Origin of the sequence: Mesorhizobium sp. ESP-6-4 (assembly GCF_020164735.1) — a bacterium.
Taxonomy (GTDB): Bacteria; Pseudomonadota; Alphaproteobacteria; order Rhizobiales; family Rhizobiaceae; genus Mesorhizobium.
The window spans coordinates 86,429-110,310 of record NZ_JAIUGS010000005.1; the positions used below are offsets into that span (position 1 = coordinate 86,429).

Below are 23,882 nucleotides of genomic sequence, written 5' to 3' on the forward strand. Positions count from 1 at the left end.
TGGGCATGTCATAAACTGGTCGCCGTGGTTGCTCATGCTGCCACCTTGTCGTCCCACACGCGGAAGCCTGGAACGCTACGCATACCGGCGCGCACCGTCTCTTCCGCCATTGACTGCACCATCTCGCGAAACCGCTCTGGAGCGCGCCCATAAGCCCAATCCAACGCCTTCCCTTCGTCCTCTAGAGTGCAGCGCCACACGGTGCGCAAGCCAGTTCCGGTTGTTGCCGCCTTGTCGGCACGCTTTGCAAACTTCTCCACTTGCTTGGCTTGCTCGAGCAGTTCCTCGGCCTCAACGCGAGCCTCCAAGTTGCCTGCCGAAGCACGGATAGCGGCTTGCGCTTCCGCAGCAATGCGATCGGACTCAACGCGCGCGAGCCGTGCGGTCTCAGCCTTCTCATCGGCGATCTTCTTTCGCCATGCGGCGAGCAGCGTACCAAGCGCATCCTTACCTAGCGCAACCTTGCCCTTCTTTGGCTGGATAAGCGGATTGTATTTGTCCTGCACCGCCTGCACGGCATCGTCTAGCGGCTTCTTTTCTTCTACGCGCATCGCATCGGCGCGCTTGCCGGCCTCGTGAAGTCCATCGTAGAGCTTCTCGATAGCATCGTGCATTTCCTGTCTGTCGATTGGCTCTCCGTCGGCGAAGTTCTTAGCCTCATCAAACAGGTCTTCAATCTCTTGCTTAATCAGCGCGAACGGCTCTTGATTGTGCGTCTTTGGCGGCAGTGTGTACGGGTCGTAGGTCATGATACAAATCCTCTAATATGCCGGCCTAGTGTCCGATGTTTTGTAACGTTCGCGCTTGGGCGCTTACGACGCGCCAACGTTACATTGCGCTTACCGGCTATTGCGCACCGCGCAATCGCTCGTATGCGCAGCGTTATCATTATCCTCACGGTACGCCGCTACTGCTTCCCGCTGTGCCGCGCCGTTGGCGCCCTCTCTTACGATCACCCACCCAGCCGCGCGCAGCGCGCTAACACACTGCATAGCAAGAGCCGGGGCGCCGACGTAGCCGTTGCAGCAGCCGCGGAGTTCGGCGGTTAGGATTTCGGTTGGGGTTTTGTTAGAAAGGTATGCTGTCATCCAATTCGCTCCAGCTTACGTTGCCTATTCCATTGTCGTTATCAGCGGGCCGCTGGTTATCGTTCTCGGCGTGCTCTCGTTCGGTGCCAGGTTTGTATTCGGTTATGTTCCAGTAGCGGCCCGATGGCTTAACGCTGATCTCCTCCGTTGTGAGGAGTTCAGATTGCCTCTCCAAGAAATCCATCACCGTGGAAGGGAACGGTCTTGAGCCACCATGCTGGTGCCAGTACCGATCGGCATAACTCTTTGCATATCGGCCTTTGCGCGGATCGGGATGCTCAAGGTGTTGCGGACATATGAAGCCGTTGATGACGGTAAGCCCGCACGTATGGACAACCTGCACACAGGGCGGATTATCGCCCTTACCCTCTTTGAATCGGAAACTCCTCTTTGTAACGGTTCGCCACTTGGCTACCTCTGTGCTAAGCACTGGTGCATCTGCCGCCGTCGCCGTAATCTTCACCTCATCGGATGGCGGGAAGACATATCCGCAGCAATGGCACGTCCGCGCCGACGCGTGGACCATTTCGCCGCAGCCGAAATTGCCATTTACATCCTTGACGGCGCCGGGTGAATTTTCATCAGGACACAGGCGTTTAGGCGCTTCGCCATCGCCCTCACCCGGTGCCTTTGGCCGTATCTGATCGATCGGTCCGTGATATGCCAAGTTCTTGCCGTGGTCGGCGACCAAGCAGTCCTCCTTGCCTGGAAAGTTGCGCGTTCCGCGACCGAGGATCTGGACAAGTTTGCCTGGTGACTTAGTCGACAAGATAAGGCTGATGAAATCCACCCATGGGAAATTTGTGCCTGTCGTGATCATGCTCACCGACGAAATCGCCCAATATTTGCCGGCCTTGAAGCCTTCGAAAATCTCCTTGGTCTGGTGAGCGTTGTCGCTTGTAAGAACCGCGCACGGCCTGCCGTGGCGCCTGACGCATTCGGCTATGTGCCTGGCGTTCTCTTTGCTGGTGCTGAAAAACAGCCCGCCTCGGCGCCCCTCAGACATAATCATGTCTTCGGCAACAGCCGCCTCAATGATCTTTTCCGCAGCCTCAGACAGTTGGCCAGGGATATACTCTCCGCCGCGCGTGCCTACGCCTTTGAGGTCAATCTTGGCCGTGGTCTTGTGGCTGGTGAGTTTGGTCAGATACCCCTGCTCGATAAGGTCTGTAATCTTGGCTTCGTAAACGACATCATCGAACAGCTTGACGCGCTGCGGTTTGCCATCCTCGTCAACCTCTCCGTCCGACTCCATATCATCGGTAAGCCTGCCCGAATCCATACGGTAGTCGGTCGCCGTCGTCCCCATGACACGGCTGTCTGGATTGTTCTTTTTGATGCCGCTAAAGAACTTGCCGTATTGGGTGTTGGAGTTGCGGCTGATGGCGTGCGCCTCGTCAACAATGACAAGATCCACGTCGCCAATCTCGGCTGTGCGTTTGTAGACCGATTGAATGCCGCAGAACAGGATCTGCGCACGGCTGTCGCGCCGACCAAGGCTGGCGGAATAAATGCCAGCCGGCGCAAACGGCGATAGGCCAATGAACTCCTTGAAGTTCTGTTCCACAAGCGGCGCCGAATGCGTGACGTTGACGATACGCATATCGGGATAGTCGGCAAGCAACTCCTCGATAATCTTGGCAATAACCAGAGCTTTGCCCGCGCCAGTCGGGAGTACGATCAAGCCATTGCCGCCACCATTTGCCCAATAGGCGTACAGTGCGTCGATACTTTCTCGCTGGTATGGACGCAGTTCGAGCATTAGGCGGCAACCTTGGTAGCCTTGACCAACCGCTCACGTGCCTGCTCGGTAAGCTGCCGCACGCGCTCATGGCTAATACCGCGGCGTTCGCCGATCTCGCGCAACATCTCGCCTTTCCCGAGACGCACCAACATGCGACCGTCGCGGCTGCGCGATAGACGGCGCACAACTTGGGTGGCGTAGGTGATGTCCTCCTGCTGCGCAGGTGTCGACAGGCGCGTCAGTGCCAAGACGTCCGCGGCAGGCATGTTCTTTTTCTTGTTGGCTGCAACCTGGCGCTTGCCCTGAGCGATCGACCGCATGTTCAGCGTGAGCCAGTTGTACATGCCGTTCTTCGGCGCGGATGGATCGTTGCGGAAGTTGCGCCAATGACTGAACACGTAAGCAAGCGTGTCCTGCACAAGTTCGTCGCGGTCGTCATTTATGTTCGTTAGCTTGCGCGCGAGTTTCTTCAGTGCGGGCAGATAGGCCATAACGGCTGCGTCGAATGCGGCTGGGCGGGTCATGCTGTTGCCCTCCAAGTTGCGGCCGCAGCCTCGGCGCGCTCGAGTATCTCTGCGTGGCTGGCAAGCGGGTCGCCAAACCACGAGTCACCTTCAAAGCCTAAAGCGCGTGCTATCTCACTGTACTGGTCGCGGAGAACCATCCATGATTGCTCCATCGACTTGTATTGATCTCGCCATGTTGCGGGCTTCATGCTGCTTCCTTGTTGTCGTTGGCGCCATCGGTCCATAGACGACCATCGGCATACATTCTGTACGTAACCGTCTCTGCGTCCTCGTCCGCATCGATTTGCTCACCTGCCACTAGGCCGGGAATCGTCAGGTGTGCGGGACACCCCGCTGCCTGCTCATCGATACTGAGCGGCTTGCTAAAGCGAGCGCACGACCACGACCCGCCGTCCTCTGGCGTCGAGTAGAGGCATGTCCTGCAGTTGACGCGCGCTGGCGCATAGTCGTGACAAATCGGCTTATGACGGCACCAGCCGCAGGCGAATGCCATTTTGTGGTTTGGGTCTTCGTGCAGTTTCGCTGGCGGCTCGCCTGCGTCGATAATGCGCTGCGCTCTGGCAAGCAGGCGCACAACGAACTCAACGTTCAATTCAAGGCGCTCAGCGTAAAGCTCGTCCGTATCCTTGCATACGGCAAGGTAAATCCCGCGATCGCGTCCGCGCCGATACATATAGGTTTGTATCTGGCCGTAGTGGAGCGGTTTCGCTACCCGCACACCTTCTTTAACCAGCTTGGCGAAAGACTTTGCGTTGTGACTTTTTATCTCTCCGACATGGATGGTTTTTGGCGCTTCCGGCAACCCGAGGATTTCCGAGTCGAGATACCCCCTGACGTGCCCGCCGCAAGCCTCGACCATGATCTGCTTGCCGTTGTCATCTCTGTCGACAACCTCGCAGCCGATCATGCGGAGATTTTCAATCCAGCGCTCCTCCTCGATATTGCCGCTTTCAAAGATGCGCAGCGTGCGACCGTTGATGACTTCCTGCGGCGACACCCAACGGAAATCATAGTACAGCTTTCGCTCGCACTCCTCCGCCAGCGTGCTCACGGATATAGAGCGACCGTCGCGCGACTCGGCGTTATCCTCATACGCCTTGTATATCGCGCGCACCGTGCTTGCGGTTGGTTTGGGCAGCGGGGCCACTATGCAACCTCGACATGGAACGGCGCGCGGACGGCGGCACTAAACCGCTCTGCTGCGGCAAGCGCGGTCAGAACGCGGCTCTTTGGCGTGCCCTTGCTTGTGTACATGCTGCCGAGCGCTATATCCTCACCGCACCCTACTGCGGCAAAGCCGTCAACGTTCTCACCAACCTGGTAATCGCAGTCGATCATGAACAGGCGACCCTTAAAGCCGACCAGGAACGTTCCGCCGGCTTCGCCTTCATTCTCTTTTGTTGCGTATCCTCCCGCCTTCAGGCATGCGCGCACCGCATCAACGAAATCCTTGACCATGAATTTGTGAATGTCGTCGTCAGGGTGCCAACGGGGCGGCTCAAGCGAGTGCTGAAGAAGATTGCCCATGCGAAAGGACGACGTGAATCCCATCACAAACTCGCCGTTTCTGAACACCTTCTTGTCGGCGCGAACGCTGAGGTTGTATCCGCCTACGCCAGCGCTATCTCCGCCAATGTAGACTTTCCCTTGGTGTGCGATTCCAACGATGCAGGTCATTCCTTGCCGTCCTTATTGGTTCCACGTTCAGCCACAGCCAGGCAGTCGTGCGCCACGCGCTCAAGGTCATAGCTTTCCATCTTGAAGCCCTTGCCGCGCACGATAAGCGCCGCCTCCTTCAGCCACTGCGCGGCGATCTCGAGTTGGATTGCGGCGGTGGTCATGCGCGCACCTTCCGGTACGCTTCCTCGCAATCCGCGACGTCTTCCCATTGCGGCAGGAATTCGCGCTCAAGGATGGTGATAGCCTCAACCGTATCGCCGCGCCTTATTGCGTTGATCGCATCAACTGCGGCGGTCTTTTCACGCAGTTGATGCTCGTTGCCGAACTCATCTTCCCAAGAGAACATCACTCACACCCGCCGCGGCATGAGAACGGCAAGCAGGTTTGGCGCATTGTCCGACGTGAACACGGTAGGCGAACCACCATCCTCCAGCGCAAGCTTGACATCGCCTGCAGGAAACTGCCCGACGAGTTCAGTGAGGTATGAGGCGTCAAAGCCAACCTCGATCTGCTCACCGTCATAGGAAACCGCAATTTCTTCCATAGCAGTGCCGGCATCAGGGTTGTTTACGGTTAGCGTTGCCACATTGTCGGCGAATGACAACTTGACGGCGCGTGCACGCTCGGACGACACGATGGCGACGCGATCGGCGGCCCGGCGCATGTCGTCGCTTCCAAAGGTCACAACCTTGCTGTTGCTAGTTGGAATGACGCGCTGATAGTCTGGGAAGGTGCCGTCAATCAGCTTGGAAGTGATGACAGTTTCGCCGGCAGAGATGCGCAACTTTGCATCGCTCAGCGACACGGACACGGCGCCCTTGGGAACCAGTCCAACCATCTTTCGCGGCACAATGATGCCGGAGAATTCACCAACCGACGCGCCGGTGTGTTTGCCAAGCCGATGGCCGTCGGTTGCTACGGCGGTGATGGCATCTTCGGCGCCGACCAGGAAGATGCCGTTGAGATAATAGCGCGTCTCTTCCGTCGATATCGCGAACGACACGGGCGCGAAGAGTGCGGCAAGATCCAAGTCAAAATGCTTGGTGAATCCGTCAGCACTCCATGACGGGAAATCGGTGACCGGCAAAACCTGCAGGCGCGACGTGTAGCGGCCCGCTTTCACGGTCAGCGTTCCGTCAACTTCGGAAAGGGCAACATCCGGCAGGGGCGGAAGCTTCTTGACGATGTCCTCAAGCAGTTTGGCCGAGACGCAGAACGCGCCGTCCTCTTCGGCCTCAGCTGTCACACTGGACTGGATTTCGATATCCAAGTCGGTCGCTGTCGCGGTGAGCGTGCCGCCGTCCGCCACCAGTTTGACGCAGGATAAAATCGGGATGGTGTTGCGCGCCTCGACCACTTTCGTGGTACTGGCGAGCAGGCGCGCGAGATCGCTGCGCGGCATGGTCATGCGCATAAATGTCTCCTCTGTGAAATTTGTGGTCGTAGGTGCTCCCAACACCTACGACCTGGCTCTAAGCTCCTGCAGCGGAGAGCTTAGGCGCTCTTTTTCGCCTTGATGGCTGTATCGGCAAGCATGCAAAGAGCGATGGCCATGTCGGTATCCATCTGCACTTTCGGCTCGCCAGCCTCAAGGAAGACAGTAGCCAGACCAAGCACCTCGCCGAGTCCGCCAGTCTCAAGGTAGTTGGTGGCTTCCTCGATCTTGTTTGCCACCGTCACTTGCCTTTCGCCCACGGCCTGGAGCCAGCGGGTTTGGCAGCAGTCTGCGGCGTGTTCTGGTTGGCAGCGGGCCGCTGATTATTGTTGGCGGCTACAGGCTTGGGAGAGGGCTGCACATCATCAATGGCGGGTTCGGGGAGTGGCGCCTCATCTTCGAAATAATAGCGCTTAATCTCGGCCCTAGCCGGATACTGGCCATCTTTTGACGGCTTGCCGAGACCGACCTTCACGGTGAACGGCAAGAAATGGATTTGCTCCGAATCTTCCACCTCCGTCACGCCAACGGCGCGGCACAGGCTTGCGAATTGGCGCTGACCAATTTCCTGAGCTGTCGCCGACTTGTTCTCAAGATTGTACTGATTGAACAGCTTCCTTCCGCGATAGTCTTCGGGGTCAATCACACTGCATGTGACCTTCAGTAGTGTCCCGCTGCCATCTTTGGTAGGCTTGACCTCGGAGGCTTCGATCTCCATGCGGTAAGTGCCGTTCGGAAGCTCTGCATAATCGTTCTGCTCTGTGTTGTGAGCGGTCGCGTCAAAGCGCGCGCCAAGTTGCGCCATAGTGAAACTCCCTTTGTGCCGTTACACTAGCCTGCCGCGCTCTGCGGCAAAGTCCAGCGGATGCTTTGCGGCCTTCACCTTGTTGCAAGTCGAACAGAGCAACTGGAGGTTATGTGGCCAATTGGTGCCGCCTAACTTCAACGGCATTATGTGGTCTACCTGCCTTGATGCGCGCTTTCGAATGTCCGTCCCGCATTCTGCGCACTTAAAATTCTGTCGAATTAAAAGCCGTTCGATGTCCTCCTTGGTATGATGCCCTTCTGCGTTTCTTTTGCGCGCTCGTCTGGCTCTAACATTGGACTGAACAGTCTCAGGATTGTTGAGCGCCCACTTTCGTTGCGAATCTTTGTGCTTTTCGGGGTTATTCTCCCTCCACCTGATGCTGCACTCTTTCGCCTTTTCCGGATTATTTATTTTCCATGTGTCGCGACCGATCCTAGCTTTCGGATTGGTGGCGTACCGTATCCTGTCGTATTCTTTCTTCGCCTGCGTGTCTGACCAATATCTCTCAGTCGCCCTAGCGATTGCGCATTCAACGCAGCCCGCCGTCGTATAGCGCGGTGCGATATGGCCATATTTGCAGGGCTCGCCAGTGAAATAGAGTTTGTTCCCCGCCGCCTTAGCTTCCGCACGAGTGCGCGGAAGTTTGCTGTTGTCATTGTCGGCCTGCACAGCTATTCAGCGGCCTTCGCCGCCGCCGCATAGAAGTACTTGGACAACTCGGCGAAGCCGTTGCCCTTCTTGTACGGAATCGATGCCGGCATATTCAGACGGTTCTTGGCAAGGAAGCCTGCGCGCTCGTCGGTGTAGATGATGCGCTCTGAGCCAGACATACCTTCGGCCTTGGCCTCCTTCTTGCCGAAGCCTTTGTCGACCTGCTTTACCGATGTGCGCTTCGTCATGAACAGGAGCGCTTCGCTCTTCTCCATGATAATGTCGGTGGCGCGGTCCTGCAGTTTCGGTCGGTAACGGTCGTAAGCGTCAACAAGCGGATCGTTGAATTGCTTGGTCTTGTTGTGCAGGATTTGCACGACGTGCAGGCCGCTCCTGGCAAGCGCCTTGGCCGCTGCCATGTAGTCGTTCCAGTATTCATCGGCGGCGAGGTATCCCTTGCCGAATGCAGTCGGGGATCCCTTGTCGTTGCTGTCGATCGTGTCGAAGCCTTTCATCTGGCAGGTGTGCGCCCACACGAACCGCTCAAACGAATCCAGGCTGTCGATGATGACCGTTTTGAAGTCGTGTTCCTCGGTAAGCAGTTGTTCGAACACGTCGAGCATTTCCGTGTATGAGGTGATCGGCTTCGGCTCGCCGTCTTCTCCGGTCAGGGTCGGCAACTCGATATCGGTCGGCGGCTCCTCGCCTTCCGTGAACAGATACAGGGGGTCGGGAAACTCTGCTGCGAGCGTCGTCTTTCCGATGCCGCCAGTTCCATAGATGGCAAGCACTGGCGGGTGCTTGCGCTTCGTCGTGGTCAGATTTTTAAGCGGGATAGCCAACGGTAAGCCTCCAAGCTGCGAAAAGGGTGAGGACGATAAGGCCGAGCAGCCACGCAGGCGGCCAGGTGAGGATGCTTGTTGTTATGGGGCGCAAGGCGGTCACAGCAGCCACCACGCGATGAGCGGAACGAGCACGAGTACCGCGGTAAGCCAGACCGCCATGTAACGCTGCGCGGCGGGTGGGACGGTATTGTGGTAATCAGGGTCGATTAGGTCTTCCAAGGCAATGCCCTCCTGACTGTTGCTGGCGGCGCCAGCAACAGTGTGGTGGTTGCGGTGTGCGTGTTGCTTAGGCGGCGCGCATAAGGTCTTCGCGGCGCAGCCAGTCCTCGACGGCGTCTTTTGCGGTTGCCAGGAACAGACCGGTCATGCCGCGCAGTTCCTTAATGGCGCCAATCTTGTTTCCATTCGCCGCCAACCGCTGCCATTCATGCTCATAGGTCTTCTCGACCTTGGTAACGGCGCCAAGCGTATAGACGCCGAACTCCTTGCCCCTGTTGGCGTTAGCCAGGCGCATAGCCTCCTGCTCGGCCAGCACGGCGGAACCGTGCACGAAAGGCTGGCTAGCAGGTCGCGGCTGGCCGTTCTCGAGCACAGCGACGATCGCCGTGCCGCTTGCCGAATGCCGTGCTACGATGTCGGCGATGGATGAGACTGTGACTGGCCGCAGATCCTTTTCGTCTTCCGTCGAGATTCCGGCGGCGCCACACCCTTGGTCGACCTGAACGCCTTCTCCGCCGCCCCATACGCCAATCTTTACCACAGTTGCCTCCTTACCGGCACAGGAGGTGCCGTAGTCGTCGCGGAACTTCACTCTGTCACCAACCTTGAACTTTGGCGCCGCAACCGGCTTGTCCTGCCATTCGGCGATGAGTTGGTCATCGCCGCCGCGATCGAAGCTGAAATACCGCTCGCCGTTGGTCAAATACATGCGCCGCCCATGGTCGCCAGTCCAGCCGTCGTCTTCCGGCTCCATCGGCCCGACCTTCCGCCCGTCGCGCGTCTTGTAGAACTTTCCGGCTTCGATGCGGAGAGTTGCGCTTGCTGGCGCAACGGCAAAGTGTTCGAGGTTGTCGGTGTAGACGTTTCGCGAAGGTTGCGGCCCGTTCAAATCCCAATAGACTGTTGTGGTCTTATGCAATCCTTCGCGATTCCTAACCGTGCCGATGGCGCCAATCTTTTGGGGTTCGTTATACTCCGTACTCTTGCCGCAATAGCGCACCCTATCCCCAACTTTGAACTCGAGCCTGGTCGACGCCAATTCAACCTGGTCGGCGGCAAGCCAGTACTCGTTGCTGCTCCAGCCGCTACCGTCATCAAAGTCCTCAAAGGCGACCAGGTATGGGATGCCGGATTGGTCATCCTCGATGATCTTGCCGAACCGGCCGAAAGGTGCCTCGTCTTTGTCGATGCACTTGACGCGGTCGCCGACCTTCGGCGCCAACTGCAGGTCGTGCGGCTGAATATACGCCCCATCGGTGGCATTGCGATCAGCGTTGTAGATGGCGAAGTAACCGTCTTCCGAAAAGCCAACGACATAGAACTTTGTCGGACGCGCATCGCCGCCCTTCGCCCAATGCCGCATCCAATGCCCAAACAGGTCATGCACGTCGCCGCACGCCGGCACTACTGCATCACCAACCTTAAACTTGCTCATGCCATCCTCCTGTGCGCATCAAGCGCCACAACATTGCCCTCAGCCTCGCGTCCTTCGAAGCTCAGCATCGAAGCCGGAAACTCGCGTTCTTGCGGACCGCCATCATCGAGATAGCGGACGGTGTACTTGTCCTGGTCGCCGAGATAGGTGCGCTTGCCGACCACGATTGCGTCGATGTCGCCCATAATGATTCGACAACGCGAACCGATCATATGCCGTCTCCGTCTTGCTGTTCGGGGATCAGGTCTTCGGCGCAGAACCATTCGGTTACGGAGCGCCCTTTGCGCTCGTACTCCACGCTGTAGGTGACGTCACCGTTGACGAACCGCGAGGAGCCGACAACAACACCGGAAATCATTACGCGCTCGCCAAGCGCAAGATCTTTCTCTGCCTCGCTCATGCCGCTGCTCCATGCAGGGATGGAATGCGCGGCATGGAGATTTCGATCTGGCCGGAGGTTGTGGAGCAACCTCCATTAAGTGCTCCGCGGCGAACGACGGTGACGGCCGTCTCTTTTATGCTGCGCTCGACATCGCTAGCGCACTTGTATGCCCACTGCAGTCCAACTCCTAACTCCTTAGAGATACGCGCAAAGCTATCGCCCTCGGCCCGCATGGCGCGGGCGCGATCCCCTTTAGTCATTATGACTGTCCTCTTGTTCTGGTTGTGCGGTCGGCCCAAACCCGTTTTAAAACCGACTCTTTAGCTACAATTTGGAGTTATAGGCGTTTTCGCCTTACGTGTCAAGGTTCAATATGCGAAACCGCCTATCGTTAACCATAGGGACGATTTGTTAGAAAATCTAAAAGCCGTTTTCGCCTATCGGCACTTGCCTTTTTAGGCGGTTTCGCATAAATGGCGAATCGTTGGGTCAATAAAGAATGACCGGCGCTGCTGAAGGTGGGCCGGTGAAAACAGGGAGATACCCGTGGAATCAATGGCCGAAAAGATCAAAGCGCTCCGAGAGAGGCTTGGCATCGACCAGAAGGAACTAAGCCAGCGTATCGGGGTCGACCAGTCGACCGTATCCAAATACGAACGCGGCATCCAAGAGCCAAAGCGCGAGCCGAGCATGAGGCTGGCCGAGCTGGCTGGCGTGCCGTTTGGCGAGTGGATGGGCGTCGAACCGATATCCACCGCAGATGTGCGGGCTAAAAACGTGACTGTCGTCGGCGAACTCTGCGCCGGCCAGTGGCGGGAGGCGATCGAATGGGATCACGACGACCAGTACACGGTGCCAGCTCTCATTGATTCGGATCTGCCTGGCTACCCACTCAAAGGGTTCGTGGTGCGCGGCACGTCGATGAACGAATATTACCCAGACGGATCGATCGTGTTTGCGGCGGCCACCATCGCGAATGGCCTGCAGCCAGCGAATGGCGACCACGTCATCGTGACGCGGCGGAACAACAAGGGCCTGTATGAGGCGTCGCTGAAGGAGTACGTGATTGGCGTCGACGGCTCCAAGTGGCTGTTTCCGCGGTCCCACGATCCGGAGCATAAGACGCCGCTGCGCCTGGATGATTCGGAAGAGGTCACGGTGACCGGCATCGTGCGCGCGTCGTTCATCACTAGGCCGCGGCGCGGGTGAAAGGTTGCCAAAAATGCGCGTTTGGGGGCGGACAGCGATGTCCGCTTTTTCTTTTAGGTATAGGCGCTTTCGCATATTGTTGTTGACTTGATAGGCGAAAACGCCTATACGACTCTCCTGTACGGCCTAAATGGCTGCTGGCTCCTCTCTGGAGTTACGGGAAGTGGATAAGCAGGAAATCGAAAGATTGCGCGAGGCGGCACATAATGCGCCGCTCGCTAAGATTTATGAGGACCATAGGGGCCGTAAATCGATCGGCATCCATACCGATGCCTGGTGGAAGGCTAGCCGTGAGTACGCAACTGCACTTGCTGCGCAGGTGCAGTCATGACCGCCGCCACATTCGACACCCGCCGCCCGATCATGGTCAACGGCGCCGCTTACCGGCGCCAGCAGAACCGCCGTGAACCTGACGTAACGCTTACGCAGTCGCTGATTGCTGGAGTCGTCGTTGCGCTTTTCGCGATTGCCGTTCTTGCGATTGCGGTGGGTGTGTCGTGAACATCAACCGCAAGCGAACGGTGCGCAAACTGTTGCGAGCCAAGCAAGGCAACACTTGCTGCTTCTGCGGTAAACCAATGGTTCGCGCGACTGGACCAGGGCGAATATCGGATGACGCTGAAACAATCGAGCACCTGCGCCGCAAATGCGATGGCGGCACTGACGATTTGGATAACCTCGCTCTGTCGTGCCATGGCTGTAACTATGGTCGCGGACTTACCGATTGGCTTACGTACACAAGCTATCGTCGTGGGGAGTTATTCGCATGAGCGACGCAACAGCAAAAGAGCTTGCCGCCATACTGGCGCTTTGCCGCGGTACGGCAAAGACATACCGAGCCATTGGCAAGGCCTCACCGGAGCGGGTGGCAGAGATTGCTGACGCCATAGGCGATCGCATCGCGGCCTTGTTGGAACGCTGCTAAATGGCATCGCTCATCGAAACCATCAACAAGGCAGACCGCACCGCCCGCTTCTGGCGGTGCGGCAACATACCGGCAATCAACGCGCAAGAGCGGCTAACAGAGTTGGGGTTTTATGCCGTGAGTGTCGGCGAGAGGACCATCGTTGGCTGGCTACGCGGCTGCCGGTTTGAGATGCCGGGAGAGATGATATGAGCAGATCGGGATATAGCGACGACATTGACGATACGTGGCAGTGGATAAAATGGCGCGGGCAGGTGGCTAGCGCCATACGCGGCAAGCGAGGACAGGCATTCCTTAAGGAGATGCTTGCCGCTATGGACGCGATGCCAGAAAAGAAACTTGTTGCCAATGCACTGGAGGCGGATGGCCAAGTCTGCGCCATCGGCACAGTCGGCCGCGCTCGCGGGGTCGATATGAGCAAGGTCGATCCAGAGGATTACAGCACTGTGGCTGGCACCTTCGGTATTGCCGAGCCATTGGCGCAAGAGATCGTCTACATGAATGATGAGGCATTCGGCTCCTACTGGTGCAAGACGCCAGAAGACCGCTTTCAAGCAATGCGCGCTTGGATCGTTGGCCACATCCGCAAAGAAGAAACAGCCTAGCACTACCCGTTGCCGCTTATTGCGCAGCAATAACTCGCAACCGGTAATCGACAAGAGAGGAACACCAATGACCAACATCATCACCGCCGCAGAAGCTCTCGCGCAAGGTTCGACGCCGTCAGCCTTCTTTAGTATCGCGCGCTTCAACGAACGCCTTGGCGACAACGCTACCGGCCAGGCGACTCGCCGCATCGGTCGTGAGCTTGCGGGGCTTATGGGTATGGATCTTGGCGGGCGCCGTCGCCACAACAACGATAACGGCAAGCCGCGGCAGGCAAGGAGGGTGGCGTGAGCGACCATATGAAAGAGATGTATGAGGCTGCGATGGCTTTGGCGGATGGACTTGATCCTGCTGCGCTTGAGGCGGCAACCGTGGCGGTTCATTTTGCCGTCGACGATGCTGACGCTAAAGCCTTGGCCGAAGCAGCAATCCGCGCCTATCTCGCCGCCTCGTCCGCCGCGCCAGTGCAGGGGAAGGGCGTGCGCCAGATCATTTTCGACGCGCTCGACCTGTCGGAAGAACTTCGCATCGAATGCACGGCCGATGTTGTCAACGCTCTGACTGAGGCCGGCGCCATTCTCCCCGCAGGAGATGCAAAGGCAGGGGCGGTGGAGGCGCTCCATGCGCAAAGGCTTCGGGAAGTGGCGGCGGTGCTTGCGGCAGAGCGCATCCAGGGTTGGGCAAACCCGCTCGTATGCGTCCTAACTGACGCCGCCGATGCAATAGCGGGGCGACAGGACTTTGGCTACACTGGCGAAGTTGTCCTGTCCGATGCCGCCTCCCCTGTCAGAGTATCGCGTTCATGATCCGCCGCGAAGCAACCATAGGGAATTGCCGCCTGATCCTTGGCAATTGCACCGAAGTCTTGCCTACGCTTGGCAAAATCGATGCGGTGGTGACCGACAACCCGTATGGCATGGGCTATGACACGGACAGCACGCGGTTCAGCAGCAAGGATCAAACGTTATACAAAAGGCCCATCGGTGCTGGGCGGTCAGATCGTGCAATTCATGGTGATAATCAGCCCTTTGACCCGTCCACTTGGCTTACTTTCCCCGAGGTAATCCTTTGGGGTGCTAACCATTTCTCCCAGCGTCTTCCGATTGGATCGACGCTCGTCTGGCTAAAAAAGAAGCCGGAGCGATATGGCACATTCCTTTCCGATGCTGAGATCGGCTGGCAGTCGGGAGGTTATGGCGTCTATGCCTTTCATGCTCCTGATAGCAACGCTCGCCGCCGGCTCGAATTCACTGGGTCAACACTGGCCCCAGCCACAGCGCACCCTACCCAAAAACCAATAGCTTTGATGCAGTGGTGCGTTGAGCGGACGAAGGGCAAGACCATCCTTGACCCCTATATGGGCAGCGGAACGACTGGCGTTGCTTGCGTCAAGCTCGGCCGCAAGTTCATCGGCATTGAGATCGATGAGGGTTATTTCGATATCGCCTGCAAACGAATATCGAATGCTACCGAGCGCCCAAGCCTTCTTCTGGAGATGTCAAATGACGAACAAACATAGTAGCGCGTCCTCATCGCCGAAAAAGGACGGCCCGCGTGAGCGCGAAATAGATAAGCTTCGCCTTGCCGCCTTCGAGACCAACAGCAACGAGGACAAGGCTGCTTATTACCTTGCCGTGTCGCAATGGTTCCAAGATCGGCACAGCAGCTCCCCGCATCCACATCCACCGGCAGAGGTGGGCGAACTGGTGGAGAGGCTGAACGGATGTGCGGAGGCAATGGATGCCGCCGCCAAGATGGGGAGCGTCGAGCAACGACACTATCGATCTGACGCAGTTCGCGAAGCCGCCGCCCTCCTCGCCAGCCAAGCCGAGAAGCTGGCAGCGGTGGAGGCGGATAACGAAACGCTCCGCTCAATCATCAGCGATTGCGCCAAGGCGACCGGCGCGCATGTATCGCCCGCATGCACACTCGAATTTACGGCCCTTCTGCCGAAGGAAATCACCATCGGCAAAGAATCCGACCGCGCTCGTATAGCCGTACTGGAGAAGGCGCTGGAGGAGATGTGGGCGGAATTTGACCGCCTCCGCGATGCCGTCAACAGGCCAAAATGCGGCCAGCCCTTCATGGTGGGCGGTCGCACTATCGCGCCTTGGGGCATCGTCAACCACGCAATCGCTGCGCTCGATCTGTCCATGCACCGCGCGGACATCATAGACGATTTGAAAGGTAAGCTCGGATGGAACTCGTGAACCGCAATGAGAACTACACGCTGGAGCAGCTTGCGGCAGATGGCGCGCAGCAGTTGCAGGACGCGAACGCGCGGGCTCACAACCTCTACCGCCCTTCGATCCACCGCAAGCGTGACGGCCTCCTTCTCGTGACATGCGCGGGTCAGGGGCGCTTCCTGACATGGTTCGAGCGCTGCCAGCTTTGGCTTGGGATCACCGATGCGGAGAAGCTTGAGCGCAAGGTTTGCCGCGCCGACATCAAGCACATGAATAGCGCTTTCGACTGGCCCGACGGCCGAGCTGCCTTGGAGCGCACCGATGGAGAGCGGCCATGAGCGCCTTAACAGGTGAATGCCGCTGCTGCCGGAAGCCGATCGACAGGTCACGCCTCGCCTGCCCACCGCATTGGGCGATGCTTCCGAAACCTTTGAAGGACGCGATCTACCAGACCTACAGCAGGCGAGACATGCGGGCCTACGCGGCGAACGTCAGCGAGGCCGACAAGATATGGCAGGACGCGGGGCTTTGGAAGCCTGGTGTTCCAATGTCGAGGCGGGCGGACAAGGGTATGGAGACTCTTCGCGCGACCTTAAACGGCAAGCCGGGAGGCCATTAATGAGCTACGAAGGCATCAAGCGCGCTGCTCTCGAAATAGCTTTGGACAACGGCGGCATCAACCGTTTTCGCTCCGAAAAGATGATGTCGCGCGAATTTGAGCGATGGATCGTCAAGCAGCCACAGGAAATGCTGCCCGCAATCGATGCATGGCTTTCCAGTCTTTCTCGGGAGGATTTGCAGGAGTTCTGTTGCGGCGGCGAAGGCGAGCCGGAGCGGGAGCGGATATCCGCAACAGCGCCACCGTTCACGGACGACCTGCTCAACCGCTATTTTGAGGAGGTGTGCTAGGCCATGACCAACCCGGCTGATATCGAGCGCATAGAACGCGAACTGCGGGCGCGCATCGAAGCCTACCCGGCATCATATTCGTCAGAAGCTCGAAAGCTGGACCGCGCTCTCCTAGGCGAACTCTCCCGGCTGCGGAGCCAGATCGAAGGTCGCGACCAGTTCATCGTGAACAATGGCCTTTGGAGCGAATTCGTTGCCGCTCTGCCCGCCCGCGCCTTCATGGAGCGCACCGATGGCTAGACTCTTGTTCCTTCTGGCGCTCACGCTAGCTGCAGCCGCATGCGCCACACACAAAGACATGTCGCGCCAGGAAAGCCTAGACATCATGAGGGTGATGAATGCAATCGGCGAATGATAACTCGCTGGATGGCAAGCTGCCGTTCAAGGCACTCGACGCCCTACCGTTATTTGCCAGCGACAGGGAGATTGCGCTTGCGATCGTTGGCAAGGCCAAGGCACAATATTGGCTTACCGGCGTCTTGCCGACGCTAGAGCGCCGCGGCTTCCCTGCCGAGGATCCGCTACACACCGGGCGCGCAGTGCCGCTGGTGCGGAAATTTTATGAGGACTATTTCGGAATAACGGCGGGCTTTGCGATGGCCAAGCCGAGTGGAGAGGAAAAGATATGGCAGCCAAGGAGGCGGCGACGAGCGGCCTAAGTCACGGCAACCGCGTAGGGCCGCGCGCCAACTTCGGCCTGACTTGGATTAATCGCGTCAATGGTCGGACACCCTATTGGCGCGCGCCGTCGTGGTATTTGCCGCACGGCAAGGACAAGCCGCCAGAGAACATCAATCTGTCGCCGCTTGCCGATAAGCCTGACGAACTGCTTAAGCGCTGCCAAGGATACGAGTCGGAAGCGCTTGCATGGCGCGCAGGCGTCCGCGGCCATATCGGTTCTTTTGACGGCACGTTCGGCCAAATTATCCAAAAGTACCTGCGGGACGAGGAGAGCACATTTCACGCGCTGCGTCCGTCGTCGCGTCATCCTTATGAGTTCTACGCTAACAAGCTTGCGTTCGAGTTGGGAGAGTTGCGCATTGATGAGGTAACCGGCATCGACCTTAAGCGCTGGCATGAGCGTTGGTCGGAGGGCGGCGAGAAGCTAGCGGCAAGCAAGATGATGCGTGCCGTGCTGGACGCAGCTATCTCGTTCACGATTATGAGCGCTCGAGCTGGCTCGCCGGAGTTGCGAGCCGCCTCCGAACTGCGCGAGGTGCTGAAGACGGCAAGCCGCAAGATACCCAATCCGAAGCGGCGCGAGTCAACCGTGACTGCAGACCAGGTGATTGCCTTGCGTGCCGCAGCGCATGCCGACAAGCGACCAAGCTGTGCGATGGTTTATGCGATGGTATTTGAGACAACGCTGCGTCTATGGGACGTCATCGGCCAGTGGTGGCCTATGGACGCGCCGCTGATAAGCGATGTCGTTATGACGCCGCACACCAGCATGAAGGAAACGAAGAAGTGGTTCGGCATTCGGTGGGAGGATGTCGACGATAAACTCGTGCTGCGCTATGTGCCATCCAAGACGAGCGCCAAGACCGGCTTGGCTGTTACATTTCCGTTGAGCAAGGCGCCGATGGTGATGGAGGAGTTGGCGCATTGGCCAGAACCGCGCAGCGGCCCGATGGTTGTCTGCGAAGGCACAGGCATGCCGTACTCGTCAAACTACTTCGGGGAGTTCTGGCGAAAGGACCGCGAGGCGGCAGGCATTGCCGACAACGTGTGGGCGCGCGACTTGCGGGCGTCGGGGATTACGGAGGGGCGCGCTAGCGGAGCCTCGACAGACGATGCAGCCAAGGTGGCTGGTCACGCTAGCACCAAGACAACCGCGGCGGTTTACGATCGCGCTACGCTCGAGGCCGCTGAGCGGTTTGCGGATGCTAGGGCGGCGAAGAGAAAGGGAAAATAATGGGACGCGAACTACGCAGGGTGCCACTGGATTTCTCATGGCCGATAAACACGGTGTGGCAGGGTTTTATAAATCCACTCCACGTCGCGACGAAGTGCTCGGCATGCGACGGTTCTGGCTATTCCCCAGCAGCAAAACGCTTGCACGATAGGTGGTACGGATACGTACCGTTTCGACCCGAGGACCGCGACAGTAAACCGTTCTGCCACACCGACTGGCACGTCTGGAGTTTTGCCGCGCGCAACGTCTCACGCTCGCCGGAATATTATGGTGGTGACGCGCGTGCTGTTGACGCAGAGGCTCGCCGCTTGACCGCCTTGTGGAATAGATCGTGGAGCCATCATCTAAACGTTGATGACGTCGCAGCCCTGGTAGATGCTGGACGGCTGTGCGATTTCACCCACACGTTCACTTCCGGTATCGGATGGCAACTCAAAGAACCGGCCTATCATCCAACACCTGAAGAGGTGAATGTTTGGAGTTGCGGCGGTATGGGGCACGACAGCATCAATGCATGGGTGTGCATCAAGGCAGAATGCGATCGCCTTGGCGAGCCGCGCGAGTGCGCACAGTGCGGCGGTGATGGCGAGATATGGCCGTCCGCCGAAGCGAAGCAGGCTTATGAGGACTGGCAACAAACTGAGCCGCCCACAGGCGATGGCTATCAGATTTGGGAGACGGTGAGCGAGGGCGGCCCAATATCGCCACCATTTTCAACACCGGAGGATTTGGCGAGGCATATGGCCACGACGAAATGGGGAGCCGACAAGGGGACTTCGTATGAGACTTGGCTTGCCTTTATTCGTGGACCCGGTTGGGCGCCGTCGATGGTCGGGACCGATCAGGGCCTTGTAAGTGGCGCTGAAGACATGGTTGCCTCGGTGAACACACCCTGAACGCCACCCGTAACGCGCATCGCCTAATTCGTAACGTACACATTGATTCTATCATTTTTTGAGTTAACGCCTTGTTTACCACGTTGGGCGAAATGTGCGCATGTCGGTCACCCGTGTTTATCCTGTAGAGAATTTTTCACGGTTTTCGAAGCGTGGGTGAAAACCCGGGAAGCCCGTCTTCCTCCGCAGCAAAAACCGCTCGGCTCGCTTCGTTTCCGGCAGGCTAATGGGAGACCGGCCTCCGGCCGGCCATTCTGAATACGGGCGCATCGATGAACAGCAAGCGGTCCTATCTCGATACACTCAATGCCGGCAGGCAACGCCGGCCGCACGCCTCGCTCGAAGAACTGAACCGCTCGCTCGAAACGCTGGAGCAGCGGCTGGACCGCACGCGCGCCGACATGCCCGATCGCCCCGACCTGCGGCGGTCGCCGGTCGAGCCGCGCTATCCAAGCACGCAGCCTTACGGCCAGCCGCGCTGGTACGAAGACACCTATGCCGCGCAAAGACCCCTGGACCGGCCGCAGCAGAACCCGGCGGCGCAGAATCCTGGCTCACAGTATCAGCGGCCGCAACCGCGCGCGCCGCAAAATCCGGCGCCCGCCGCGCCCGCCTTCGACCAAGGCTATCAGGCGATCGCGCGTGACATCGACCGGGTGCGCGGCCAGGAAGACAGCGTCGCCATGGTCGGCAAGATCGCCGTCGAATTGCGCGGGCTGCGCGAGGAATTGCGTCACCAGATGACCGCCGGCCTGCAGCGCGAATTCGAGGCGTTTCGCCAGGACATCGACCGCGCCATGCAGGGCGGCGCCAACGGCCTGCCGGATAAGAGCAGCGCCGAGCTCGGTCTCGAATTCGAGCGGCTTTCGGGCGCCATCCAGACACTGGCCGAAAAGAGCGACGACCGCAGCGTCAACCTGCTGCGGCTAGAACTGGAACAGGTGAAGGGCGCGCTGGACACGCTGGCACGCGAGGAAAGCGTGCAGAAGGTCGACCGCCGCTGGGACGATTTCGACCGCCGCTGGAGCGCCTTCGAAGACCGCGTCGACGCCGACCAGCGCAAGCGCGCGGAAGGCCCGAGCCTTTCGGTGCTGACCGACCGGCTCGAACAGATCAGCAGCGCCGTCAACAACCTGCCGGAATCGCTTTCGCTGCGCTCGCTGGAGGAAAAGGTGCGCACGCTTGCCGGCGCGGTCGACCGTTTCGCCAGCCAGCAGACTATGCGCGGCGGCGAGACGCTGGCCATGATCGACGAGCGGCTGGACGAGATTTCCCGCGCCATCGTCGCCTCGACGGTGGCCGCGCAGGCCAATGCCTTCGACCCCGAGACCTTCGGCCGGATCGAGAAGCGCATGGCCTCCCTGGCGGCGCAGATCGAAGAGGTTGCGCAGTCGCGGCCCGGCGCGGAAGTCATTGATCACCTCAACCTTCTTACCAGCCGTGTGGATCAGTTGGCCGGCAGGGCAGACCTGCCCGAGCAGGCCATGGAGCGGCTCGGCAAGCAGATTGCCTTGATCACCGACAAGATGGACCGCGCGCAGGCCATGCCCGACGCCGATCATATCTTCCAAGGCCTGGAACAGCGCTTCGAGGCACTGTCCATGTTAATCGAGCGCCGCCAGGGCGATGCGATGGAACAGGGCAATATGCTGTTTCGCGATCTAGAGCGTCGGCTGGACGAGGTCGCGGACCGGCTCGACCAGCGCATGCGCCAGGATGAGAGCGCCGGCATCATGGAGGTGATCGACGCCCGCTTCACCGCTTTGGCCAAGCGCATCGAGACACGCACGCCGGATCCCGCCAACGACGCGGCGATCCGCGGGCTGGAAAGCCGGCTCGAGGATATTTCCAGCCGGCTGGAAATGTCCGCGCAGCAGGTCGCGGGCATCGATCCGGCGCTGATCCGCAGCCTGGAGGCGCAGGTCGCCGGCCTGTCGGCGCATCTTTCCAAGCCCGGCACGCCGCTGCCCGAATTCGAGGACATCAGCCCGCGCCTCAACGAGATCGAGAAGTCGCTGGCGGGCACGCGCGATTCCATCCTGACCGTGGCGCGCGAGGCGGCCGAGAGCGCCGTCAGATCGCTTGCCGAGTCGACGTCCAGCACGGCCCAGAGCAACGCGACCGCCGTTGCCGGCCTCGCCCAGGACCTGAAGACGCTCGAAGCGCTCACCCGCCGCTCCGACGAACGCAACTCGCGCACATTCGAGGCGATCCACGATACGCTGCTCAAGATCGTCGACAGGCTCGGCTCGCTCGAATCGGACGAGACCAGCGAAGCGGTCAGCGAACTGGTGGATCCGCAGCCGGCCGGTAAGCGCGGCGGCCGCGGCGGTAAGATCGCGGTGCAGGACGCGCCTTCGATGGATATCGACCAGCCGCTGCCGCTCACGGGGGACATGGCCGGTCTCGAAGGCCGTGCGGCTGCGATCATGCGCGATGAGCCAGACGCGCCGCGCACGCCTGCCGAGGCCGCGGCGGCAGCAGCCATGGCGGCCCTCGGGCCGGATGCGATCGGCGACAAGAGCGAGACGGCCGGCCGCAGGAGATCGATGTTCAGCGGCCTGGCGCGCGCTTTCAAGGGCAAGAAAGATGCGGACACGCAGCCGCTTGCCGGCTCTGCGCCAGTCGGTGACGTGCCAAGCGTCGACATCGACGAGCCGCTCGACCCCAAGGCCGCCAACCGGCCGTTGGAGCCCGGTTCCGGCGCGCCGGACCTCAACGCTATCATGAAACGCGTGCGCGACGAGCGCGGCGGCCAGCCGGTCAAGCGCAACGAGAGCGATGCCGCCAAGTCCGATTTCATCGCCGCGGCCCGCCGCGCGGCCCAGGCCGCAGCCGCGGAAGCCGACACGCTGAAGCGGCAATCGACCCTGACCGGCCCGGTGAAGGCGCTGAGGATAGGCGACCTGCTCAAGGCGCGGCGCAAGCCGATCCTGATGGCGGCGGCCGCGATCATGATGGCGCTGGCCGGCCTGCAGTTGGGCAAGGCCTTTTTGTCAGATCCGGTCGAGACGGCCAACAACCAGCCCGCACCGGTCGTCTCTCCGCAGACGGTCGACACGGAAACAGCACAGGACGAAAGCGGCCCGGCCCGGCCCGTCAGGCAGGCCGAGCCCGTCAAGGACGCGGCACTCGCCGCTTCTACGTCTTCCAGTCCCGAAAATGCCGCAGCCATGCCCGCCGAACCGGCGCCCGCGCCAGTGGCGCTTGCTGCGCCTGCCGCGCCGGTGCCGGCTCCCATGGCTTCGGCAACGCCGCCCGAACCCGCCGCCGCAGCCGCGTCCGCGGCGGATACGGATGGCGACACGCAGCCGATGGCCAAGGACCCCATGACGGCCAGTCCGGCAGCCGAGGGCGCCGCTGCCAGCACACCGACGGCCACTTCCGTCGACACGACAGGCGCCGTGCCGCCGGCCGGGAGCCAGGCAGCCGCGGCCAAATTCGATATCCCTTCCGAAATCGGTCCGGTGGCGCTGCACGACGCGGCCGCCGGCGGCGACGCCAAGGCGCTGTTCGAGATCGGCTCCCGCTATGCGGAATCGCGCGGCGTGAAGGAAGACATGAAAGCGGCCGCCAAATGGTACGAGCAGTCGGCCGAGCTCGGCTTCGCGCCGGCCGAATACCGCATCGGCAATTTCTACGAAAAAGGCATCGGCGTCGCGCGCGACATCAAGAAGGCCAAGACCTACTATCAGCTCGCCGCCGAACAGGGCAATGCCAGCGCCATGCACAATCTGGCGGTGCTGTTCGCCATGGCGGCGGACGGCGTGACCGACAATGAATCGGCGACGCACTGGTTCCAGGAAGCCGCCGACCTCGGCGTCAAAGACAGCCAGTTCAACCTCGGCATCCTGGCCGCCAAGGGCGTCGGCATGAAACAGAACCTGGAGGAATCCTACAAGTGGTTCGCGCTCGTCGCCAAGACCGGCGACAAGGACGCTGCGGCCAAGCGCGACGAGATCGCCAATGCGCTCAGGCCCGAACAGCTCGAGCGGGCGCGCGCCGCCACGGAATTGTGGAAGGCCAAGCCGCTCAACGCGGCCGCCAACTCGGCCGACGTTCCGGAGTCCTGGCAGGACAGCACTCCGCAGACGACCGCCGGCATCGATATGAAGAAGGCGGTGAAGAACATCCAGCTGATCCTCAACAAGAACGGCTATGATGCCGGCGGCGCCGACGGCGTGATGGGCGGCAAGACCAAGACCGCCATCATGGCCTTCCAGACCGACAACAAGATGAAGCCGACGGGCGAGATCGACGCGCCGCTCGTCAAGGCGCTCCTGGCGCACAAATAACGGCGGACGCGTCGCATATGCGACGCCCTGCCACACATTTGCCTGTTAACTGATTGAGATGGTTTTTGTTTCGGCGCAAGAAAAAATTGGCTTTTCGGTGCTTTACTGTCCGGGGACGGCACTGTGC

General features: G+C 59.7%; 32 protein-coding genes. 17 read left to right on the forward strand and 15 right to left on the reverse strand.

Features of this window, described 5'->3' with window-relative positions:
• Positions 1-32: 32 nt before the first annotated feature.
• From LB523_RS12195 to LB523_RS12265, 15 genes are all read right to left on the reverse strand, one after another.
• A complete protein-coding gene (locus tag LB523_RS12195) occupies positions 33-749 on the reverse strand; it encodes a hypothetical protein (protein WP_224602970.1) in 717 nt (238 codons plus the stop codon).
• Positions 750-1,068: 319 nt separating this feature from the next.
• A complete protein-coding gene (locus tag LB523_RS12200) occupies positions 1,069-2,850 on the reverse strand; it encodes a DEAD/DEAH box helicase (protein ID WP_224602971.1) in 1,782 nt (593 codons plus the stop codon).
• On the reverse strand, positions 2,850-3,356 hold the full coding sequence (locus tag LB523_RS12205) for a sigma-70 family RNA polymerase sigma factor (protein WP_224602972.1): 507 nt from the start codon (positions 3,354-3,356) through the stop codon (positions 2,850-2,852). The genes LB523_RS12200 and LB523_RS12205 overlap by 1 nt, the downstream gene beginning before the upstream one ends.
• A 187-nt stretch (positions 3,357-3,543) precedes the next feature.
• Entirely contained in the window at positions 3,544-4,506 is a 963-nt protein-coding gene (locus LB523_RS12210; protein WP_224602973.1) for an oxidoreductase, read from the reverse strand.
• Positions 4,506-5,036 (reverse strand): hypothetical protein, encoded by a 531-nt coding sequence (locus LB523_RS12215; protein ID WP_224602974.1) that lies wholly within the window; start codon positions 5,034-5,036, stop codon positions 4,506-4,508. Before LB523_RS12215 ends, LB523_RS12210 begins: the two co-directional genes overlap by 1 nt.
• Positions 5,033-5,200 carry a hypothetical protein gene (locus LB523_RS12220; RefSeq protein WP_224602975.1) on the reverse strand — a complete coding sequence of 56 codons (168 nt, stop codon included), beginning with the start codon at positions 5,198-5,200 and terminating at the stop codon, positions 5,033-5,035. Before LB523_RS12220 ends, LB523_RS12215 begins: the two co-directional genes overlap by 4 nt.
• Entirely contained in the window at positions 5,197-5,385 is a 189-nt protein-coding gene (locus tag LB523_RS12225; RefSeq protein ID WP_224602977.1) for a hypothetical protein, read from the reverse strand. The genes LB523_RS12220 and LB523_RS12225 overlap by 4 nt, the downstream gene beginning before the upstream one ends.
• Before the next feature lie 3 nt (positions 5,386-5,388).
• Positions 5,389-6,453, reverse strand: coding sequence for a DNA polymerase III subunit beta (dnaN, locus tag LB523_RS12230; RefSeq protein WP_224602979.1), 1,065 nt, complete (start codon positions 6,451-6,453; stop codon positions 5,389-5,391).
• An 80-nt stretch (positions 6,454-6,533) separates the two neighbouring features.
• Positions 6,534-6,713 carry a hypothetical protein gene (locus tag LB523_RS12235; RefSeq protein ID WP_224602980.1) on the reverse strand — a complete coding sequence of 60 codons (180 nt, stop codon included), beginning with the start codon at positions 6,711-6,713 and terminating at the stop codon, positions 6,534-6,536.
• 2 nt (positions 6,714-6,715) lie between these two features.
• Positions 6,716-7,279 (reverse strand): DUF669 domain-containing protein, encoded by a 564-nt coding sequence (locus LB523_RS12240; protein ID WP_224602981.1) that lies wholly within the window; start codon positions 7,277-7,279, stop codon positions 6,716-6,718.
• Between the two features lie 21 nt (positions 7,280-7,300).
• On the reverse strand, positions 7,301-7,951 hold the full coding sequence (locus LB523_RS29445; protein WP_224602982.1) for an HNH endonuclease: 651 nt from the start codon (positions 7,949-7,951) through the stop codon (positions 7,301-7,303).
• 2 nt (positions 7,952-7,953) lie between these two features.
• Positions 7,954-8,775 (reverse strand): ATP-binding protein, encoded by an 822-nt coding sequence (locus tag LB523_RS12250; RefSeq protein ID WP_224602983.1) that lies wholly within the window; start codon positions 8,773-8,775, stop codon positions 7,954-7,956.
• 289 nt (positions 8,776-9,064) lie between these two features.
• Positions 9,065-10,432 (reverse strand): hypothetical protein, encoded by a 1,368-nt coding sequence (locus LB523_RS12255; protein ID WP_224602984.1) that lies wholly within the window; start codon positions 10,430-10,432, stop codon positions 9,065-9,067.
• The gene (locus tag LB523_RS12260; RefSeq protein ID WP_224602985.1) at positions 10,429-10,644 is read right to left on the reverse strand and encodes a hypothetical protein; all 216 of its coding nucleotides are present in this window, start codon (positions 10,642-10,644) and stop codon (positions 10,429-10,431) included. The genes LB523_RS12255 and LB523_RS12260 overlap by 4 nt, the downstream gene beginning before the upstream one ends.
• Entirely contained in the window at positions 10,641-10,832 is a 192-nt protein-coding gene (locus LB523_RS12265; protein ID WP_224602986.1) for a hypothetical protein, read from the reverse strand. The genes LB523_RS12260 and LB523_RS12265 overlap by 4 nt, the downstream gene beginning before the upstream one ends.
• Before the next feature lie 537 nt (positions 10,833-11,369).
• On the opposite strand from LB523_RS12265, the gene LB523_RS12270 reads away from it, so the two are divergent.
• The 17 genes from LB523_RS12270 (at position 11,370) to LB523_RS12350 (ending at position 23,755) form a co-directional block, all read left to right on the forward strand.
• Positions 11,370-12,023, forward strand: coding sequence for a LexA family transcriptional regulator (locus tag LB523_RS12270; protein ID WP_224602987.1), 654 nt, complete (start codon positions 11,370-11,372; stop codon positions 12,021-12,023).
• Between the two features lie 327 nt (positions 12,024-12,350).
• Positions 12,351-12,524 (forward strand): hypothetical protein, encoded by a 174-nt coding sequence (locus LB523_RS12275; protein ID WP_224602989.1) that lies wholly within the window; start codon positions 12,351-12,353, stop codon positions 12,522-12,524.
• Positions 12,525-12,601: 77 nt separating this feature from the next.
• A complete protein-coding gene (locus LB523_RS29450; protein ID WP_411966460.1) occupies positions 12,602-12,793 on the forward strand; it encodes an HNH endonuclease in 192 nt (63 codons plus the stop codon).
• Positions 12,790-12,948, forward strand: coding sequence for a hypothetical protein (locus LB523_RS12285; protein WP_224602991.1), 159 nt, complete (start codon positions 12,790-12,792; stop codon positions 12,946-12,948). Before LB523_RS29450 ends, LB523_RS12285 begins: the two co-directional genes overlap by 4 nt.
• Positions 12,949-13,140: a hypothetical protein gene (locus tag LB523_RS12290; RefSeq protein WP_224602993.1), complete on the forward strand. Its 192-nt coding sequence runs from the start codon at positions 12,949-12,951 to the stop codon at positions 13,138-13,140. It begins immediately after the preceding gene.
• The gene (locus LB523_RS12295; RefSeq protein WP_224602995.1) at positions 13,137-13,553 is read left to right on the forward strand and encodes a hypothetical protein; all 417 of its coding nucleotides are present in this window, start codon (positions 13,137-13,139) and stop codon (positions 13,551-13,553) included. Before LB523_RS12290 ends, LB523_RS12295 begins: the two co-directional genes overlap by 4 nt.
• A gap of 67 nt (positions 13,554-13,620) precedes the next feature.
• Positions 13,621-13,845 (forward strand): hypothetical protein, encoded by a 225-nt coding sequence (locus tag LB523_RS12300; RefSeq protein WP_224602996.1) that lies wholly within the window; start codon positions 13,621-13,623, stop codon positions 13,843-13,845.
• Positions 13,842-14,360, forward strand: a complete 519-nt coding sequence (locus LB523_RS12305; RefSeq protein WP_224602997.1) for a hypothetical protein — start codon at positions 13,842-13,844, stop codon at positions 14,358-14,360. Before LB523_RS12300 ends, LB523_RS12305 begins: the two co-directional genes overlap by 4 nt.
• Positions 14,357-15,073 carry a DNA-methyltransferase gene (locus LB523_RS12310; RefSeq protein WP_224602998.1) on the forward strand — a complete coding sequence of 239 codons (717 nt, stop codon included), beginning with the start codon at positions 14,357-14,359 and terminating at the stop codon, positions 15,071-15,073. The genes LB523_RS12305 and LB523_RS12310 overlap by 4 nt, the downstream gene beginning before the upstream one ends.
• Positions 15,057-15,764, forward strand: a complete 708-nt coding sequence (locus tag LB523_RS12315; protein WP_224602999.1) for a hypothetical protein — start codon at positions 15,057-15,059, stop codon at positions 15,762-15,764. The genes LB523_RS12310 and LB523_RS12315 overlap by 17 nt, the downstream gene beginning before the upstream one ends.
• Complete coding sequence (locus LB523_RS12320) at positions 15,752-16,078, forward strand: hypothetical protein (protein WP_224603000.1); 327 nt, start codon at positions 15,752-15,754, stop codon at positions 16,076-16,078. Before LB523_RS12315 ends, LB523_RS12320 begins: the two co-directional genes overlap by 13 nt.
• 280 nt (positions 16,079-16,358) lie before the next feature.
• On the forward strand, positions 16,359-16,649 hold the full coding sequence (locus LB523_RS12325) for a hypothetical protein (RefSeq protein ID WP_224603001.1): 291 nt from the start codon (positions 16,359-16,361) through the stop codon (positions 16,647-16,649).
• Between the two features lie 3 nt (positions 16,650-16,652).
• Positions 16,653-16,889, forward strand: a complete 237-nt coding sequence (locus LB523_RS12330; protein ID WP_224603002.1) for a hypothetical protein — start codon at positions 16,653-16,655, stop codon at positions 16,887-16,889.
• A 98-nt stretch (positions 16,890-16,987) separates the two neighbouring features.
• Positions 16,988-17,308, forward strand: coding sequence for a hypothetical protein (locus tag LB523_RS12335; RefSeq protein WP_224603003.1), 321 nt, complete (start codon positions 16,988-16,990; stop codon positions 17,306-17,308).
• Complete coding sequence (locus LB523_RS12340; RefSeq protein WP_224603005.1) at positions 17,275-18,564, forward strand: integrase; 1,290 nt, start codon at positions 17,275-17,277, stop codon at positions 18,562-18,564. Before LB523_RS12335 ends, LB523_RS12340 begins: the two co-directional genes overlap by 34 nt.
• A complete protein-coding gene (locus tag LB523_RS12345; protein ID WP_224603007.1) occupies positions 18,564-19,460 on the forward strand; it encodes a hypothetical protein in 897 nt (298 codons plus the stop codon). Before LB523_RS12340 ends, LB523_RS12345 begins: the two co-directional genes overlap by 1 nt.
• Positions 19,461-19,732: 272 nt before the next feature.
• Positions 19,733-23,755, forward strand: coding sequence for an SEL1-like repeat protein (locus LB523_RS12350; RefSeq protein WP_224603009.1), 4,023 nt, complete (start codon positions 19,733-19,735; stop codon positions 23,753-23,755).
• Positions 23,756-23,882: the final 127 nt, after the last annotated feature.

Bases quoted from the DNA above. Each gene is read 5' to 3' on its own strand.
- LB523_RS12195 (WP_224602970.1), bottom strand. From the start codon at position 749: ATGACCTACGACCCGTACACACTGCCGCCAAAGACGCACAATCAAGAG.
- LB523_RS12200 (WP_224602971.1), bottom strand. From the start codon at position 2,850: ATGCTCGAACTGCGTCCATACCAGCGAGAAAGTATCGACGCACTGTAC.
- LB523_RS12205 (WP_224602972.1), bottom strand. From the start codon at position 3,356: ATGACCCGCCCAGCCGCATTCGACGCAGCCGTTATGGCCTATCTGCCC.
- LB523_RS12215 (WP_224602974.1), bottom strand. From the start codon at position 5,036: ATGACCTGCATCGTTGGAATCGCACACCAAGGGAAAGTCTACATTGGC.
- LB523_RS12220 (WP_224602975.1), bottom strand. From the start codon at position 5,200: ATGACCACCGCCGCAATCCAACTCGAGATCGCCGCGCAGTGGCTGAAG.
- LB523_RS12225 (WP_224602977.1), bottom strand. From the start codon at position 5,385: ATGTTCTCTTGGGAAGATGAGTTCGGCAACGAGCATCAACTGCGTGAA.
- dnaN (WP_224602979.1), bottom strand. From the start codon at position 6,453: ATGCGCATGACCATGCCGCGCAGCGATCTCGCGCGCCTGCTCGCCAGT.
- LB523_RS12240 (WP_224602981.1), bottom strand. From the start codon at position 7,279: ATGGCGCAACTTGGCGCGCGCTTTGACGCGACCGCTCACAACACAGAG.
- LB523_RS12255 (WP_224602984.1), bottom strand. From the start codon at position 10,432: ATGAGCAAGTTTAAGGTTGGTGATGCAGTAGTGCCGGCGTGCGGCGAC.
- LB523_RS12260 (WP_224602985.1), bottom strand. From the start codon at position 10,644: ATGATCGGTTCGCGTTGTCGAATCATTATGGGCGACATCGACGCAATC.
- LB523_RS12265 (WP_224602986.1), bottom strand. From the start codon at position 10,832: ATGAGCGAGGCAGAGAAAGATCTTGCGCTTGGCGAGCGCGTAATGATT.
- LB523_RS12270 (WP_224602987.1), top strand. From the start codon at position 11,370: ATGGCCGAAAAGATCAAAGCGCTCCGAGAGAGGCTTGGCATCGACCAG.
- LB523_RS12275 (WP_224602989.1), top strand. From the start codon at position 12,351: ATGACCGCCGCCACATTCGACACCCGCCGCCCGATCATGGTCAACGGC.
- LB523_RS29450 (WP_411966460.1), top strand. From the start codon at position 12,602: ATGGTTCGCGCGACTGGACCAGGGCGAATATCGGATGACGCTGAAACA.
- LB523_RS12285 (WP_224602991.1), top strand. From the start codon at position 12,790: ATGAGCGACGCAACAGCAAAAGAGCTTGCCGCCATACTGGCGCTTTGC.
- LB523_RS12290 (WP_224602993.1), top strand. From the start codon at position 12,949: ATGGCATCGCTCATCGAAACCATCAACAAGGCAGACCGCACCGCCCGC.
- LB523_RS12295 (WP_224602995.1), top strand. From the start codon at position 13,137: ATGAGCAGATCGGGATATAGCGACGACATTGACGATACGTGGCAGTGG.
- LB523_RS12300 (WP_224602996.1), top strand. From the start codon at position 13,621: ATGACCAACATCATCACCGCCGCAGAAGCTCTCGCGCAAGGTTCGACG.
- LB523_RS12310 (WP_224602998.1), top strand. From the start codon at position 14,357: ATGATCCGCCGCGAAGCAACCATAGGGAATTGCCGCCTGATCCTTGGC.
- LB523_RS12315 (WP_224602999.1), top strand. From the start codon at position 15,057: ATGACGAACAAACATAGTAGCGCGTCCTCATCGCCGAAAAAGGACGGC.
- LB523_RS12320 (WP_224603000.1), top strand. From the start codon at position 15,752: ATGGAACTCGTGAACCGCAATGAGAACTACACGCTGGAGCAGCTTGCG.
- LB523_RS12325 (WP_224603001.1), top strand. From the start codon at position 16,359: ATGAGCTACGAAGGCATCAAGCGCGCTGCTCTCGAAATAGCTTTGGAC.
- LB523_RS12330 (WP_224603002.1), top strand. From the start codon at position 16,653: ATGACCAACCCGGCTGATATCGAGCGCATAGAACGCGAACTGCGGGCG.
- LB523_RS12335 (WP_224603003.1), top strand. From the start codon at position 16,988: ATGCAATCGGCGAATGATAACTCGCTGGATGGCAAGCTGCCGTTCAAG.
- LB523_RS12340 (WP_224603005.1), top strand. From the start codon at position 17,275: ATGGCAGCCAAGGAGGCGGCGACGAGCGGCCTAAGTCACGGCAACCGC.
- LB523_RS12345 (WP_224603007.1), top strand. From the start codon at position 18,564: ATGGGACGCGAACTACGCAGGGTGCCACTGGATTTCTCATGGCCGATA.
- LB523_RS12350 (WP_224603009.1), top strand. From the start codon at position 19,733: ATGAACAGCAAGCGGTCCTATCTCGATACACTCAATGCCGGCAGGCAA.